Consider the following 15,981-nt stretch of genomic DNA (forward strand, 5'->3'; position numbering starts at 1 on the left):
GAGAGATCGGCGAGCGCACGCCCCAGACCTGAGAGCTGAGCGTTCGAAGCCGGTGCATCGAATCAGTAGTGCACAGAGACCGGAGTGCCGATCGGGGCGAAGTCATAGACCGTCTTCGCATCGGTCTCACGCAGGTTCACGCAGCCATGGCTCATGTCCGAGATGCCGAACTGATTGTGCCAATAGGTGCCGTGCAGCGCCTGGTCGCCGTTGAAGAACGTGGACCATTTGACGTCTTTTGTGCAGTAGTCGTACTGGGGCGTGCAGCCCATGTTCTGCACCGTCGTCTTGTACCAGACCTTGTAGTTGCCGACCTTGGTCGAGGTCTTCGCCGCCTGCATCGCCCCGGAGTTCGTCTGCAGGCCGGGAGACATCGGGAAGGTCGTGACGACCTGACCGTTCTCGATCAGCGAGGCCGAGCGTGACGCGAGGTTGATGTCGATCTTGCGGTCAAGGGTCTTGGTCTCGAATGGCACTTCGGTGACCGGCAGATCGAACGAGCTGTCGCCTGCGGCGGCCTTCGTGGCGACGTCTTCGGCGAAGGACGTCACATCGCCCAGCGTCTTGCCGGTGCTGCCGGGCACGAGCACGACGTTGGCGTCAGAGGCAAGCACCGTCTGCGTCTTGGGCGTCGGGTCGAGCTTCGCAGGTGCATTCTGCTTGACGAAGTCGCTGATGGCCTTGGTGTCATAGACCGCGCTGAACTGGCCGTCGCGATCAGAGATTTTGACCCACGACCCGACCGTGGCCGCATCGGCCGTGATCAGCGGCTTGCCCCCGGCCTGAAAAGTCATCTTGCGCACAAGCTGCTGCGCCGTGGGCAGAGCGGCATGAGCCTGTTCGTCGGTGATCGTGGGCTGCACCTCACTCTGGCTCACGCGCTGAGCCGTGGAGTCGCCATGTACGAAGGAGTCGAGGAACGCCGTCTGCACGGCGGCCGCGTCGACTCCCTGGCCGGCCTGCCCGGGAACGACTGTGAACGAGGCCTTCGCGGCCTGATACTCCAGGCTCGGCTCGGTGACCGTATAGGCCGCTGGCCATGCCTCAGAGAAGAACGTGCCCTCTGCCGCAGCATCGGCTGAGACCTGCGGAGAGACGGTCGATGAGCTGTTCCACCGCCAGAACTGCCAGGCCGGCTGACCTGCGATCACGTCGTGCGCCGTCTGCTGCGCATCGATCTGCAGCCCCAAGTCGGCGGCGCTGACCTGCTGCTGGGTGCCGTCGAAGCTGAACGGCACCGAGTGCCGATCGAACTGACGCTGAATGATCTGTGCCGCCTGTTCGCCGCTCTGACCACCGAGGTCTGCGCCGGCATACGTGACGCCGGGAGCGACGTGGTCAGCTGAGTACCAGGCCCCGAAACCGATGGCGGCGAGAACGAGCACACCTGCCCCGCCCAAGATAAATGGTGCTTTGCGGCGGCGCTTGCGAGCAGGCCCAGTCGTGCCAGAACCCCGATCTGCCCCTCCTGCGGGAGGCATGCCGCCTGCGGCCGCGACATCGATCAGCTGGGTCGTGGGCTTGGCAGCCGGAGTCGTCCCCGTGCCGGTGCCCCGATCCAAAGTGACGTTGTCCCCCATGGGCATGCTTCCTCTCGCCGTGCAGCCTCGTAAGCGAGACGGGCACTGATGTCTGTCGACTCATATTAGTACAGACAACCAAGCTCGCCAGGGGACGAAACGCCCATGTGTATGCTGAATTCGATCGACCTTTCGTCGACCCGTATCCGACATTCAGGCACACAGCAGCCCTTTTCGGCTCATGACGCGGTGCCGCACATACTGAAGGAGCACCTCTGGTGACCGATTCCGCTGCAAACGGCATCCCCGACAAACCCGCACTCGAAGGCCTCGAGCAGAAGTGGAACGCCAAGTGGGATCAGCAGGGCACCTTCCACTTCGATCGCGATGCCGCCAAGGCCAAGGGCGTCTATTCGATCGACACGCCCCCGCCCACCGCATCCGGCTCACTGCACATCGGCCACGTCTTCAGCTACACGCACACCGACGTGATCGCCCGGTACCAGCGCGCGCAGGGCAAAGAGGTCTTCTACCCGATGGGCTGGGATGACAACGGCCTGCCGACCGAACGACGCGTCCAGAACTACTACGGCGTGCGCTGCGATCCCTCACTCCCCTACACTCCAGACTTCGTTCCCCCGTTCGAAGGCGGCGACGGCAAGAGTGTGAAGGCGGCCGACCAGCAGCCCATCTCGCGTCGCAACTTCATCGAGCTCTGCGAACGCCTGACCAAAGAAGACGAGAAGCAGTTCGAGCAGCTCTGGCGCTCAGTGGGGCTCTCGGTCGACTGGAACCAGACCTACCGCACCATCGGCGACGAGTCGATCACGGCCAGTCAGCTGGCATTTCTGCGCAATGTGGCGCGCGGTGAGGCGTATCAGGCGGATGCTCCCACGCTTTGGGACGTCACCTTCCGCACCGCGGTGGCACAGGCCGAGCTCGAAGACCGCGAGCGCGACGGCGCCTATCATTCTCTGGCCTTCCACGGCACGGGCGCACATGACGGCGAAGACGTCATCATCGAGACGACTCGCCCAGAGCTGCTGCCTGCCTGCGTCGCGCTCGTGGCGCATCCCGACGACGAGCGGTACCAGAAGCTCTTCGGCACCACGGTGCGCACACCCCTCTTCGGTGTCGAGGTGCCGGTGCTCGCCCACCGTCTCGCCCAGCCCGACAAGGGGTCGGGCATCGCGATGATCTGCACCTTCGGTGATGTCACCGACGTGGTGTGGTGGCGCGAGCTGCACCTGCCGAACCGCACCATCATCGGCCAGGACGGTCGCGTCATCGATCTGAGCCCGGAGTGGATCACCGACGAGCAGGGTCGCGAGGCCTTCGCTCAGCTCGTGGGCAAGACGGTGTTCTCAGCCCAGAAGGCCGTCGTCGCGGCGCTGCAGGAATCGGGCGAGATGCTGGGCGACCCCAAGCCGATCAAGCATCCGGTCAAGTTCTTCGAGAAGGGCGATCGCCCGCTCGAGATCGTCAGCACGCGCCAGTGGTACATCTCGAACGGCGCGGGCGACGAGAAGCTGCGTGCCACGCTGAAAGAGCGCGGAAACGAGCTGGAGTGGCACCCGGCGTTCATGCACGTGCGCTACGACAACTGGGTCGACGGCCTCAACGGAGACTGGCTGGTGAGTCGTCAGCGCTACTTCGGCGTGCCGATTCCGGTCTGGTACCCGATCGATGCCGAGGGCGTCACCGACTATGAGCACCCCATCGTGCCCGATGAGTCGCAGCTTCCGGTCGACCCCTCATCCCAGGCGCCCGCCGGCTTCGACGAGTCGCAGCGAGGGCAGGCCGGCGGCTTCGTCGGCGAGGTAGACGTGCTCGACACCTGGGCGACCTCCTCGCTCACTCCGCAGCTGGCCGGCGGCTGGGAGCGCGATCCTGAGCTCTGGGATCTCGTCGCACCCTATGATCTGCGCCCTCAGGCGCAGGACATCATCCGCACCTGGCTGTTCTCGACCCTGCTGCGCAGCGAGCTCGAAGATCACCGCCTGCCGTGGTCGCACACCACGATCTCGGGCTTCATCGTCGACCCCGACCGCAAGAAGATGTCGAAGTCGAAGGGCAACGTCGTCACCCCGCTGAGCCTGCTCGAGCAGTTCAGCTCGGACGCCGTGCGTTACTGGGCGGCTGCCTACAAGCTGGGCACCGATGCCGCGTTCGACCCGCAGAACCCGAAGCAGATCAAGGTCGGCCGCCGTCTGGCGATCAAGATTCTGAACGCGGCCAAGTTCGTGCTCGCCTTCGGTCAGGCTCCCCAAGGCGCGCAGGCGACGAACCCGCTCGACATCAGCCTGCTGGCGACGCTGGCAGAGGTCGTCGAGCAGTCGACCAAGGCTTTCGACGCGTACGACCATGCTCGTGCGCTCGAAGTGACCGAGTCGTTCTTCTGGACGTTCTGCGACGACTACATCGAGATCGTCAAAGAGCGTGCCTACGGCGCGGCCGGCGACGCTGAGCGAGACTCGGCTCTGGTCACCCTGCAGACGGCACTCGAGGTGCTGCTGCGGCTCTTCGCTCCGTTCATCGTGTACGCAACCGAAGAGGTCTACAGCTGGACGCACGACGAGTCGATCCACCGTCAGCCCTGGCCGACTGCTGCCGAAGTTCTGGCTCCTGCGGCTCCCGCCGCAGAGTCAGCCGATGCTGCTGGCGACGATATCGACGAGGGCGGCGTGTTCGCGGCGGTCAGCGATGCGCTGATCACCTTCCGCCGGGCGAAGACCGAGGCGAAGGTCAAGATGCGCACCCCGATCGTGACGGCCACGCTGCACGGGCCGGCAGACCGCATCCAGCAGGTCGCTCTCGCGCTCGACGATCTGCGTTCGGTCGCCAAGGCAGAGCAGATCGTGCTGGCCGAAGACGGCGAGCAGTTCACCGTCAGCGATGTGGAGTTCGGCTCGCTCGACCAGTAGGCGGTCTGTGGCAGGCCGAATTGAGAGGCGGATGCTCCGTGGCATCCGCCTCTTCGCCCATCTATCGCTGTGATTCCGGCCGGGCTGTCACTTCAGCGAGGATCTGATGTTCATGTAAGAACCTTGGGTGCGCAGAAAGCTGTCCCTGGATCTGATTCACATTGCGGGGAAATAGGGTATCCGAGTACCGTCTGGCAGTTCCTGCCGTGAATTCGTCGGGGTGTCTGGTGGGCAGGCGACGCGGGTGAAGGCGTCGGCGTGTGCTTGGGTCCCGAGGGTGACAGGGATATTGATACATGTCCTCGCCTCAATGGGTGCGTCAGGATCTTGGCGGGGTATGTGCCAGGGGTCAGCGGAACCGATACCGATAAAAACCACGAGGTGGAATAGGGAATGCTGGTCGTCCAATGATTCGACGGACAGCACACCGAAATACACAGAGCCCGCATTGGCGACTTCTGGAGTTCTCAGCCAGTTCAAGACATCAGATTCGGCTGTGCTCAAAGGCACACCAGAGCCAAGCTTTCCGGTGTCAATCGCTCGGTTCATCTCCCGAACCACGCCTTCGGAGTGGAAGTTGATGAGCCGTATCTCGTTCGGGCTTGGAGCTGGCGCATCGTCATCAGAACAGCCACTCAAACAGAGTGTCGCAACGAGAACAGACACGAAGACAGCACACAGCCGCGCAACACCAGCACACCAACGACGACACGACATATTCATCACCCTTTGTTCAGTTGTCGGGGTACAGAGTTAAGGCGATCAGTCGCCGGCTGCACGAATGACGAACGCAGACGGCATCGCCTCGATCCTGCACGCAGGCTGACTAGAGTCCTGTTTGTTCGGCAGTCGCGGGCAGCTTTGGCGGCCCGGCGCTGACCTCTTCCTCAATGGCGGCGAAGTCACCCCTGCGCGCGGGCTCAACGACTGCGTGATACCAACCGTCCGGGCTCGCATGATACTGAGTGGTCTGAGGGAGCGAAGTCCACTCTTTCAACTTGTCCAACGCCTTTCGCAGAGCGTCAGAGTCGCCTTCTCGCTGCGCTCTGACGGATTCTGCTTCCCACGCCCAGGCATAGAAGGAAAGTGCCTGCCCGACTCCCGTTCCGGCCTCGTACGTCAGCTCGACCTCACCGGCCCCGAACCCTGCAGACGATGGGTCTGTGGCGAAATCACTTCTGACCACCATCTCGGACAGTGAGGGCCATGAAACGCCGTCTGGCAGCTGCAGGTCATTCGCAAGGCTGCCTTGGATCGCCTGTGTGTATTCGTCCTCGACTGAGGATAACGGCCCGGAGCTGGAGGGCACTTCTTGCTCTTGTGCCTCTTGCTCTTGTGCTGCTTGCTCTGGCGCAGCCGAATGCGAACTCAGCAGGAACACGGCGACTCCGATGACCACAGCGAGGAACCCGAGAGCCCCCAGAATGACAGACACTCTTCTCATATTCCCCACCCCTTTGACCTGCCCGCGACACCCGCAGTACGCACACTAGCAGAACCGAGCTTCCGGGCAGCTGACCGCAGGCACACGTTGGGCCCGTCTCGGTCTTCGTAGCGACGAGCGACGACCAGCTTGACGATCATTCGAATATATGTTCGAATCACATCATGCGCTGGCATGCACAAGAGACTGCACACACCGACCTCGATGCTCTGAGCGGACTCGACCGCATCGAAAGCCTCAGCGAGGTCACCCACGAAGTCCGCACCCCAGGGTTCGCAGACCTCGTCTACCACGAGGTGCTCGCACGTTCCGCGCTGAACCGTGTGCCAGACGCGAGCAGCGAGTTTCCCGGGGCCTACACGATCAATCCCTATCGCGGCTGTTCGCACGCGTGCACCTACTGCTTCGCTCGGGGCAGCCACCGGTACCTCGACTTCGACACAGGTCACGACTTCGACACGCAGATCGTGGTCAAGACGAACATCGTCGAACGCCTGCATCAGGAGCTGCGTACCTCGCATGTCGGCCGCGTGCCGTTCGTGATGCTCGGTTCGAACACCGACCCATATCAGCGCTGCGAGGGTCGCTACGCACTGATGCCCGGTATCTACCGCGAGCTCGCGCAGTCAGGCATCGGCTTCTCAGTGCTGACGAAGGGAACGCTGATCAGACGCGATCTGCCTCTGCTCTCCGAACTCGCGACACAGGTGCCGGTGAGCGTGTCGATGTCGATTCCCATCGTCGACGACCAGCTGCGCCAACAGTTCGAGCCGGGCACGCCGAGCGCTCAGGCTCGACTGCGCACAGTATCCCGTGCGCGTGATCTCGGCCTCGACGTCGGAGTGTTCCTGATGCCGATTCTGCCACTGCTCACCGACAGCCGGTCAAGCCTGATGCACACTCTTCAGACTGTCGGAGAAGCCGGTGCCCACCGCGTGCTCTATCAAGTGCTGCACCTGCGCCCCCACGTGCGCCCATGGTTCATGCGCTGGCTGCGGGAGTATCATCCCGACCTTGTCGACAGGTACACCGAGCTGTACCCGAAAGGAGACCGAGCGACCAGCGACTACCGGCGCCACCTCGCAGGGTTGATCAAGCCGTTGATCTCGTTGTATCGGCTCGACGGCTCTCAGCCTGGGGCACAGGCTGCTCCCACTCCCCGAGCACCTCGGCCGCAGCACCGGCGCGCAGCCAATCCCCGCTGGCGACTGACGCATCCGCGGTACCCACGCTGTTCTGAAACAGCTCACCGGAGTCAGCCCAGCTGAACTGCACACTACTGTGCAACGCTCAGCCGCCCCTCGACGTCGAGCAACGGGTCAGTGGTACTCGACGTCTTTCGTCTCGGGCGCGAGACGAATCGCGACCAGCGAGATCAGGCACATCACGGTCAGGTAGATGCCGACCCAGAATGCGCTGCCACCACCGAGGCTCCACAGCCAGACCGCGATGAACGGAGCCACTGCGGCACCGACGATCGCCGAGAGGTTGTAGGCGATGGCCGACCCGGTGTAGCGCACACGCGTCGGAAACAGCTCGGGCAGCGTCGAAGCCATCGGCCCGAACGCGAAGCCGGTGAGCGAGAAGCCGACCACGAGAAAGACGATCAGTCCGGCGAAGCCGCCGCCGAGCAGCGGGCCGAACACGATGCCGAAGACCGCCATCGCCACGTTCACGATGGTGTTCAGCCGGCGACGGCCGATGCGATCGGCGACGATGCCGCTGAGCAGCGTCGTGACCGTGAAGAAGACGCAGCCGAAGATCAACAGCAGAATGAACGTGCTGCGGTCATAGCCGAGACCGCCGGGCGTCTTAGTGGCCGGAGTCGTCCCGAAGGTCAGTGCGAAGGTGTTCACCAGATAGAAGACCGTGTAGGTCGCCGCCATCAGGAAGGTGCCGATCACGATCTCGCGCCAGTAGCCCGTGAACGACGTCACGATGGGCTGCTTCTCGATCTCACCGCGGTCGACCACCTGTTGGAAGGCCGGAGCCTCGACCAGACGCAGCCGCACCCACAGGCCGATCGCCACCAGAGCGATGCTCACCAGGAACGGCACTCGCCAACCCCAGCTGAGAAAGCCCTCTTCATCGAGCCCGAGCGCCAGCCACAGAAACACCAGGTTCGCCAGGATGAAGCCGAGCGGGGCTCCCAGCTGTGGGAAGGTTCCCCAGAGCGCACGCTTGGCCTTCGGCGCGTTCTCGGTCGCCACCAGGGCCGCGCCCGACCATTCACCGCCGAGGCCGATGCCCTGGCAGAAGCGCATCAGCGCGAGCAGCGCCGGCGCCCAGTAGCCGATCTGGGCGTAGGTCGGCAGGCAGCCGATGAGAAATGTCGCGATCCCCATGAACATGAGCGAGGCGACGAGCGTGCCCTTGCGGCCGATGCGGTCGCCGAAGTGGCCGAAGAGCAGCGAGCCGAGCGGGCGCGCCAGAAACGCGACGCCGAAGATCGCGAACGACGAGAGCAGCTGCACGGTGTGATCGGGGTTGTTCGGATCATTCGGAAAGAAGAGCACCGGAAAGACCAGCACCGCGGCAGTCGCATAGGCATAGAAGTCATAGAACTCGATCGTGGTGCCGATCAGGCTGGCGACCAGCACGCGTGCGCGTGAGTTGCCTGTGGTCTGCGTGCCGGGTGCCGGCGACGTCGTCGTGCTCATATCTGTGACTCCTGAATTGGGTTGCGACCGCTGCCGGCGACCTCCACAGGTCACCGTCGGCCGTGAAACAGGGTACCCTACGACGCAGAGAAGACCACTGATGACGGAAGGATCTCATGCAGATCGGCACCAGATGGAACGTCGGAGTGACTCCCCCGCTCGCCCTGCCCGACCCGATGCTGGCCGCGATCAGCGAGGTCGAGGCGGGTCTCGAACCGACACAGCGCGAACGCTGGTCGTGGACCTTGACCTGGCTGGAACGCCACCCTGTGGCAGAGCTCGACGACGGCACGACCATCAGCTGGCTGCCTGACATCGGTGAGGTGACCGTCGACAGACTCGACGAAGACGACGACGTCAACGGAGGCCCCTATGCCTGAATCGTCAGCACACCCGAATGCACGGCCGCAGCATCCGCTCGACCAGTCGGACGCATCGCAGCCGACTGCGCCCCAGACAGCCGACTCGCGTCGAACCGCTGTTCTGAGCATCGACGACCGCCACACGCTCTGGAACGTCTCGCGCGAAGACCGGGCAGAGGCGCTGGCCACCCGACCCCTGCTGCTGATGCTGCACGGCTGGGGCGCGCGTGAGTCCGACATCCTGCCGTTGGCCAGCAGCCTGCCGCCCGAGTTCGTCGTCGCCGCGCCGCGTGCGCCGCTCGACGCGGGCAACGACTATGGCTTCGCCTGGTACCCGATCGCGGCTCTGCGTGAGCCTGCCGCGGGCGGCGACCAGACCGACGCGCGCCCGGCGGCGGATGCACTGGTGCGGTGGCTCGACGAGGTCGCGCCGGTCGGCTCCCGCAGCGCGCAGATCAGCGTGCTGGGTTTCTCGCAGGGCGGGCTGATGACGACCGAGCTGCTGCGCACGCACGCGCACCTGCTGCGTGCCACGGTGAATCTGTCCGGGTACGTCGCTCAGCAGCCGCGTGAGCTGGATGAGCTCCTGCGCGTCGAACGCCCACCGGTGTTCTGGGGTCGCGCTGACCGAGACCCGGTCATTCCGCCGCACCTGACGCAGTTCACAGAGCAGTGGCTGCCCGCGCACAGCGCGTTGGACGAGCGGGTCTACGCCGGCATCGGCCACGCGGTGAGTGCGCAGGAGCTGTCAGACGTCTCAGCATTTCTCGACGAGCACGTGCTCAAGGAGTCGCAGGGCTGACCGGTCAGGCCGTCTTCTCAGCGGCGCGCTCGACCTCTTCGTGTGTGAAGACCTGCACCGAGTCGGTGCCTTCGACGGCCGCGGCCGTGACGAGGCACTTGGCGATCTCGTCGTTGCCGGGCACTTCGTACATCGCCGGGCCGAGCACGGTCTCGAGAATCGCACGAAGCCCGCGGGCACCGGTCTTACGCTCGACCGCCTGATCGGCGATCGCCGTCAGTGCGTCGTCGGTGAAGGCGAGATCGACGCCGTCAAGCGCGAACATGCGCTCGTACTGTTTGACCAGAGCGTTGCGCGGGCCGACCAGGATGTCGATCAGCGCGGCGCGATCAAGTGCGTCGACAGTGGTGAGCACGGGCAGACGACCGATGAACTCTGGGATCATGCCGAACTTGCGCAGGTCTTCTGGCTCGACCTCAGAGAGGATGTTCACTCGATCGGCCTCGGTCGACAGCGGAGCGCCGAAGCCGACACCGTGAGCGCCGGAGCGATCGGCGATGATCTCTTCGAGCCCGGCGAACGCGCCGGCCACGATGAACAGCACGTTCGTCGTGTCGATCTGGATGAACTCCTGGTTCGGGTGCTTGCGGCCGCCCTGGGGAGGCACCGACGCGACGGTGCCCTCGATGATCTTCAGCAGAGCCTGCTGCACGCCCTCGCCCGAGACGTCTCGAGTGATCGAGGGGTTCTCGGCTTTGCGTGCGATCTTGTCGATCTCATCGATGTAGATGATGCCGTGCTGCGCGCGCTCGACGTCGAAGTCGGCGGCCTGCAACAGTTTGAGCAGAATGTTCTCGACGTCTTCGCCCACATAGCCGGCCTCGGTCAGCGACGTGGCGTCGGCGACGGCGAACGGCACGTTGAGTCGCCGAGCCAGCGTCTGAGCCAGATATGTCTTGCCGCAGCCGGTGGGGCCGACCATCAGGATGTTCGACTTCTGAATCTCGACGGGCTCGCTCTCGTCTGTGCTCGCGCCCGCCGCACGAATGCGCTTGTAGTGGTTGTAGACAGCGACGGCCAAATCGCGTTTGGCCGTCTGCTGCCCCACCACGAACTCGCCCAAGAACGCGAAGATCTCTTTCGGCGTGGGCAGTTCGGTCTGCTCGACGGCAGGCTGCTCGGTGAGCTCTTCGTCGATGATCTCGTTGCAGAGCTCGATGCACTCGTCACAGATGTAGACCCCGGAGGGCCCGGCGATCAGCTTGCGCACCTGTTTCTGGCTTTTGCCGCAGAAAGAGCACTTCAACAGATCAGACGTCTCACCGATGCGCGCCATACTCGCCGTTCCTTCCCGATGTCATCACACGAGCCTAGTCGCTGCCGCCGACACTGTGTGTCAGGCGGGGCGCTGCGTCTTTCGCGTCGTCAGCACCTGGTCGATGAGGCCGTACTCCAGCGCCTGCTCGGCCGTGAGGATCTTGTCACGATCGATGTCTTTGTGCACCTGCTCTTTGGTGCGGTTGGAGTGCAGCGACAGCGTGTCTTCGACCCAGTCGCGCATGCGCATGATCTCAGCGGCCTGAATCTCGATGTCTGAGGCCTGTCCGTGACCACCCTCGCCGCCGACTGCCGGCTGATGAATGAGGATGCGGGCGTTGGGCAGTGCGAGACGCTTGCCGGGTGCGCCTGCGGCCAGCAGCACTGCGGCTGCAGAGGCCGCCTGACCGAGGCAGATGGTCTGCACTTCGGGGCGGATGTACTGCATGGTGTCGTAGATGGCGGTGAGAGCCGTCAGCGAGCCGCCGGGCGAGTTGATGTACATCTGGATGTCTCGCTCGGGATCGAGGCTTTCGAGCACGAGCAGCTGCGCCATGACATCGTCAGCAGAGGCGTCGTCGACCTGCACGCCGAGAAAGATGATGCGATCTTCGAAGAGCTTCGTGTACGGGTTCTGACGCTTGTAGCCGTAGGCGGTGCGCTCTTCGAACTCGGGCAGAATGTACCGAGACGAGGGCATCTCGACGCCGCTGGGCACGCCGCCGAACGGCATGCCGACAGGGGCCTGGGAAAGGTTGGGGAATCTCATCTGCATGCCCATCTCTCTGCGGTGCTGCCCGCTGTGTGACTGGTGCTGGTCGCCGAACTGGTCTGCCATGCTCACTTCTCCTCCGACTTGTGCGCCGTGCCGCCGCCACCGGAGACATTGAGAGCCGCCGCCTGGATGTGATCGACGAAGCCGTATTCCTTGGCCTCTTCGGCGCTGAACCAGTGGTCGCGGTCGCCGTCGATGGCGATCTGCTCGACGGTCTTGCCGGTCTGCTCGGCGGTGAGCTCGAAGAGGCGACGCTTCATGTCGCTGATCAGCTGTGCCTGAATGGCGATGTCTGACGCCGTGCCGCCGAAGCCGCCATGCGGCTGATGCAGCAGCACGCGCGTGTTCGGGGTGGCGTAGCGCTTGCCCTTCGTGCCGCTGGAGAGCAGGAACTGCCCCATCGAAGCGGCCATGCCGATGCCGACGGTGACGATGTCGTTCGGCACGAACTGCATCGCGTCGTAGATGGCCATGCCGGCGGTGATCGAGCCACCGGGCGAGTTGATGTACAGATAGATGTCAGCATCTGGGTTCTCGGCGGACAGCAGCAGGATCTTCGCGCAGATCTCGTTCGCGTTCTCATCGCGAACCTCGCTGCCGAGCCAGATGATCCGCTCTTTCAGCAGGCGTTCGTAGACCGATGCCTGCCCTTGGGGTTCTGCCATCTCCACTCTCCATTCCTCAGCGCGCCTCGACGGCGCAGGTGTCATGACGACACTCGAAGCTTCGTCGGCCCCGAGAGAGGCCGACATGTATGAATCTACTGGAATCCCCCGCCTTCGTTCGCGCTGTTCGCCGTCGGCAAAAGCTCGCCGTGACAACGCAAAAGCGGGGTGCGCCGCATTGGGCGCACCCCGCTTTTGCTGCGAGTCGACGGCGAACTACTCGGCGTCGGTCTCTTCAGCCTCAGCAGCGGTCTTGGCCGCCGCCTTCTTGGCCGGAGCCTTCTTCGCTGCGGCCTTCTTCGCCGGTGCCTTCTTCGCAGGAGCCTTGACCTGATCGAGGGCGTCCTCGGCAGACTCGTCAGAGGCAGGCTCTGCCGTCTCATCGGCCTCAGCCTCGGCATCCTTCGGCAGGTACTCGCTCAGGTCGACGGTGTTGCCGTCGGTGTCGACGACCTTCACCTTGCCGAGCAGAGTCGAAATCGCCTTGCTGCGCGAGATCTCGCCGAACAGGGCCGGAAGCTGCCCCTGCTCGCTGATGATCTTGAAGAACTCGTTGGGCTCGATGCCGTACTGCATCGACTGCTGCACGAGGTACTGCGAGAGCTCGTCCTGCCCCAGCTGCACCTGCAGGTCGTCGACGACCTTGTCGAGCAGCAGCTGAGTGCGGATGCCGCGCTCGACATCAGGGCGAACCTCCGCTGCGTGCGGATCGTCTTCGCTCTTGCCCTCCTGCTCGAGATGAGCCTTGACCTCGGCGTCGACGAGATCTTCGGGAAGCGGAAGCTCGACCTTTTCGAGCAGCGCCTCGACGAGCTTGCCACGGGCCTGACCGACCTGCTCGGTGCTCTTGCGCTTCGCAGCCTCGTCTTTCAGGCTGTCGCGCAGCTCGGCGATGGTGTCGTACTCGCTCGCCAGCTGAGCGAAGTCGTCGTCGGCCTCAGGCAGCTCGCGCTCCTTGACGGCGTTCAGCGTGACCTCGATCAGAGCGGTCTCACCCTCGTGGTCACCGCCCACGAGCTTCGACTCGAACGTGGTGGTCTCGCCTGCGGTCAGCGTCTCGAGCGCCTCGTCGATGCCGTCGAGCAGCTGGCCCGAACCGATCTCATACGAGATGTTCGATGCGTCGTCGATGACCTCGTCGTCGATCTTGGCCTGCAGGTCGATCGTCGTGAAGTCGCCCTTGGCAGCGGGACGCTCGACCTTGGTCAGCGTCGCGAACCGCTCGCGCAGGTGCTCCAGCTCTTCGTCGACGTCGGCGTCGGTCACAGCCGCAGGCTCGACCTCGACGGTCACATCGGCGACGTCAGGCAGTTCGAACTCCGGGCGCACGTCGACCTCGACCGCGATCTTCAGATCGCCCTGCAGCGTTTCGACGTTCGGCAGCTCGACGATGTCGGCGTTGGGGCGACCCAGCGTCTTCACATCGTGCTCACGCACCGCACTCTGGTAGTAGGTGTCGAGGTTGTCGTTGATCGCCTGCTCGATGACGGCGCCGCGGCCGACACGCTGGTCGATGATCGGAGCAGGAACATGTCCCTTGCGGAAACCAGGGATCTGGATGTTCTTCGAGATCTCTTTGTAGGCCTTCTCCAGTGCAGGCTTGAACTCTTCGGGAGTCACATCGATGTGAATCTTGACTCGAGTCGGGCTCAGCTGCTCAATGGTGCTGGACACTTATTGGTCTCCTCTTTCTTCGCGTTCCGCCGGATGGCGTCTTCGAGTCTTGCGACTCTGAAGGACGGTTCGCCGGCACGACCGGCCTGTCCGTCGGGATGACAGGATTTGAACCTGCGACCCCTCGCTCCCAAAGCGAGTGCTCTACCAAGCTGAGCTACATCCCGTTTTCATGCCTGTGCGACCCCAGAAGACCGCACTTCGCACGTGGCCTCGTCGAACGGCCCGTGCAAGTCTAGCGCAAAACAGGTATGCTCGTACCTCGTGCTCAAGTTGTCGTTGAGACATGCGGGCGTAGCTCAATGGTAGAGCCCTAGTCTTCCAAACTAGCTACGCGGGTTCGATTCCCGTCGCCCGCTCCACACCGGTTCCGCACAGATAGGCGAAACCACACGCGACACCCGTCGTTGCACCAACTCGAAACGTGAGTTGGTCGCAACGTCGGCAAATGTGTTGGCGACACTGTCAGCGGCAAATGCACCATCCTGCTGCCAGCAAGCGCACCTTTGGCTATTGCAAGAAGGCGCAGCTGACTGCCCGGCTGTCAGCGAGCGCACCAATTAGACGTGCACTGCCACGTAGGCGTCTGGTTGACGTTTTGGGTTCGGGTACCACTCCCGCATCTGCTCCCCTGTCAAGAAGTCGCCGACTCCGATGAGCAGCACGCTGAAGACGATCTGCTCAATCGTCATCCAGAGCGGATACAGACCGGGCACCGCTGCGATGACCAGAGTGACCACAGGAAAGATCTGGCTGAAGAGGCGCAGACGCCAGTAAGCCCACCAGTAGCCGCGGCGTGCCGCCCAAGCGAAGCCGAAGAGCGTGAACGTCATCAAAAGCACCACGGTGCCGCGGAACCATGAGGCGGGCGTCACCAGACCATCCACATGACGAAAGGCGAAAGCCACAACAAGCGTCGCGATGCCCACGACGACCTCGAGAGACAGCAGCAGAGCGATCGACCGCCAGACGCGCTGCGCGCCCTGGGGCGGAGCTGCCAGTCGCAGGGCCGCGTTCGACCCGCCGACCAGCCGCGAGCTCAGCAGCCGGTCTATCCGAGAGGTCGTCCAGGCTGGCTCGGTCGCCGGGGATGTCACGTCAGAGGAGATTGCCATGACCGCAGTGTACGAATATCAGGTCGCCGACTCCAGATGGTGAAGATGAGGTTGTCCTTCGCCCGCTGAGGCAGCTCGCTGCGCGCAGAGCTGCCTTCGTTCACGCTGGCCGAAGTGCGTCAGTCAGCCCGACATGCCGAAGTGCGCCAGGCAGCCCGACATGCCGAAGTGCGTCAGCCAGCCCGACATGACAGTATGGTTCGTTCGAGGCGCAGCAGCCGCCGCAGAGTTCGGAGCGCGGTGCGCAAGGATGCCTTGGCCCCGGCCCCTAGAAACCAGACACTGGAGACCACGCACTGGACACCGGACGCTGGAAACCGCACACCAGACACCGGAAAGACAGAGAGGCCGCACATGGATCTCACCCGCATCACCGTCGCATGGACCGCGATCACCGTTGCAGTCGCAGGGATGCTGCTCGCGATGCGATCGGAAGCGATGCTTTCTTCTGTAGTGATGATCGTCGCCATGGGTTTCATGAGCCTCGTGCTGCTCTGCCTGGCGTGTGCCCTGCTCGTGCGCGGGATTCGCCCAGCTGACCGTCACGACCAGGCCGAGCACGCGAAGCTGGCTGCTCAGATGGCTGCGCTCTCCGAGCAGCAGCAGTCAGCAGCCCGACTCATCCGCGCGATCGCACGCGTCGAGGCGTCACACGATCTGCTGCAGTCTGCGGGAAAGGCGCGCGCCCGTGTCGACCTCGGGCGTGAGATCGAGCGCCAGCGTCGGATGGACGGCTCAGACGCAGCGCACTGATCGTACTGAGGGGTCAGGCGACACGCTGAT

13 protein-coding genes and 2 tRNA genes are annotated in these 15,981 nt (G+C 63.8%); 6 read left to right on the forward strand and 9 right to left on the reverse strand.

What is annotated here, in order from left to right:
• Positions 1–62 precede the first annotated feature (62 nt).
• Complete coding sequence (locus F8O09_RS02890; RefSeq protein ID WP_192497528.1) at positions 63–1,580, reverse strand: L,D-transpeptidase family protein; 1,518 nt, start codon at positions 1,578–1,580, stop codon at positions 63–65.
• A 215-nt stretch (positions 1,581–1,795) separates the two neighbouring features.
• Between F8O09_RS02890 and valS the strand changes: the two genes are divergently transcribed.
• Complete coding sequence (gene valS / locus F8O09_RS02895; RefSeq protein WP_158053876.1) at positions 1,796–4,444, forward strand: valine--tRNA ligase; 2,649 nt, start codon at positions 1,796–1,798, stop codon at positions 4,442–4,444.
• Between the two features lie 826 nt (positions 4,445–5,270).
• Here valS and F8O09_RS02900 read toward each other — a convergent pair.
• Complete coding sequence (locus tag F8O09_RS02900) at positions 5,271–5,879, reverse strand: hypothetical protein (RefSeq protein ID WP_158053877.1); 609 nt, start codon at positions 5,877–5,879, stop codon at positions 5,271–5,273.
• 173 nt (positions 5,880–6,052) lie between these two features.
• Here F8O09_RS02900 and F8O09_RS02905 point away from each other — a divergent pair, with 173 nt between their 5' ends.
• A complete protein-coding gene (locus F8O09_RS02905) occupies positions 6,053–7,156 on the forward strand; it encodes a radical SAM protein (RefSeq protein ID WP_158053878.1) in 1,104 nt (367 codons plus the stop codon).
• A 51-nt stretch (positions 7,157–7,207) separates the two neighbouring features.
• On the opposite strand, the gene F8O09_RS02910 is transcribed toward F8O09_RS02905, so the two are convergent.
• A complete protein-coding gene (locus tag F8O09_RS02910; RefSeq protein WP_158053879.1) occupies positions 7,208–8,548 on the reverse strand; it encodes an MFS transporter in 1,341 nt (446 codons plus the stop codon).
• A gap of 116 nt (positions 8,549–8,664) precedes the next feature.
• Between F8O09_RS02910 and F8O09_RS02915 the strand changes: the two genes are divergently transcribed.
• On the forward strand, positions 8,665–8,928 hold the full coding sequence (locus F8O09_RS02915; RefSeq protein ID WP_158031091.1) for a hypothetical protein: 264 nt from the start codon (positions 8,665–8,667) through the stop codon (positions 8,926–8,928).
• Entirely contained in the window at positions 8,921–9,712 is a 792-nt protein-coding gene (locus F8O09_RS02920) for an alpha/beta hydrolase (RefSeq protein WP_158053880.1), read from the forward strand. The genes F8O09_RS02915 and F8O09_RS02920 overlap by 8 nt, the downstream gene beginning before the upstream one ends.
• 4 nt (positions 9,713–9,716) lie before the next feature.
• Here the strand turns inward: F8O09_RS02920 and clpX are convergent, their stop codons facing one another.
• The 5 genes from clpX to F8O09_RS02945 all read right to left on the reverse strand — a co-directional run bounded on the left by clpX (position 9,717) and on the right by F8O09_RS02945 (position 14,250).
• On the reverse strand, positions 9,717–10,988 hold the full coding sequence (gene clpX / locus F8O09_RS02925; RefSeq protein WP_158031089.1) for an ATP-dependent Clp protease ATP-binding subunit ClpX: 1,272 nt from the start codon (positions 10,986–10,988) through the stop codon (positions 9,717–9,719).
• Between the two features lie 60 nt (positions 10,989–11,048).
• Positions 11,049–11,702, reverse strand: coding sequence for an ATP-dependent Clp protease proteolytic subunit (locus F8O09_RS02930; RefSeq protein WP_158031811.1), 654 nt, complete (start codon positions 11,700–11,702; stop codon positions 11,049–11,051).
• Positions 11,703–11,809: 107 nt separating this feature from the next.
• Positions 11,810–12,409 (reverse strand): ATP-dependent Clp protease proteolytic subunit, encoded by a 600-nt coding sequence (locus F8O09_RS02935; protein ID WP_158031088.1) that lies wholly within the window; start codon positions 12,407–12,409, stop codon positions 11,810–11,812.
• A 216-nt stretch (positions 12,410–12,625) separates the two neighbouring features.
• Positions 12,626–14,083, reverse strand: coding sequence for a trigger factor (tig, locus tag F8O09_RS02940; protein ID WP_158053881.1), 1,458 nt, complete (start codon positions 14,081–14,083; stop codon positions 12,626–12,628).
• Between the two features lie 93 nt (positions 14,084–14,176).
• Positions 14,177–14,250 (reverse strand) — tRNA-Pro (locus F8O09_RS02945).
• A 121-nt stretch (positions 14,251–14,371) separates the two neighbouring features.
• Here F8O09_RS02945 and F8O09_RS02950 point away from each other — a divergent pair.
• Positions 14,372–14,445 (forward strand) — tRNA-Gly (locus tag F8O09_RS02950).
• 198 nt (positions 14,446–14,643) lie between these two features.
• Here F8O09_RS02950 and F8O09_RS10390 read toward each other — a convergent pair.
• The gene (locus F8O09_RS10390) at positions 14,644–15,198 is read right to left on the reverse strand and encodes a hypothetical protein (RefSeq protein WP_192497529.1); all 555 of its coding nucleotides are present in this window, start codon (positions 15,196–15,198) and stop codon (positions 14,644–14,646) included.
• Positions 15,199–15,552: 354 nt separating this feature from the next.
• Here F8O09_RS10390 and F8O09_RS02960 point away from each other — a divergent pair, with 354 nt between their 5' ends.
• Positions 15,553–15,951: a hypothetical protein gene (locus F8O09_RS02960; RefSeq protein ID WP_158053882.1), complete on the forward strand. Its 399-nt coding sequence runs from the start codon at positions 15,553–15,555 to the stop codon at positions 15,949–15,951.
• The last annotated feature ends 30 nt before the right edge of the window (positions 15,952–15,981 follow it).

It is taken from the genome of Pseudoclavibacter sp. CFCC 11306, from assembly GCF_008831235.1.
In the GTDB taxonomy this organism is placed as follows: Bacteria; Actinomycetota; Actinomycetes; order Actinomycetales; family Microbacteriaceae; genus Pseudoclavibacter_A.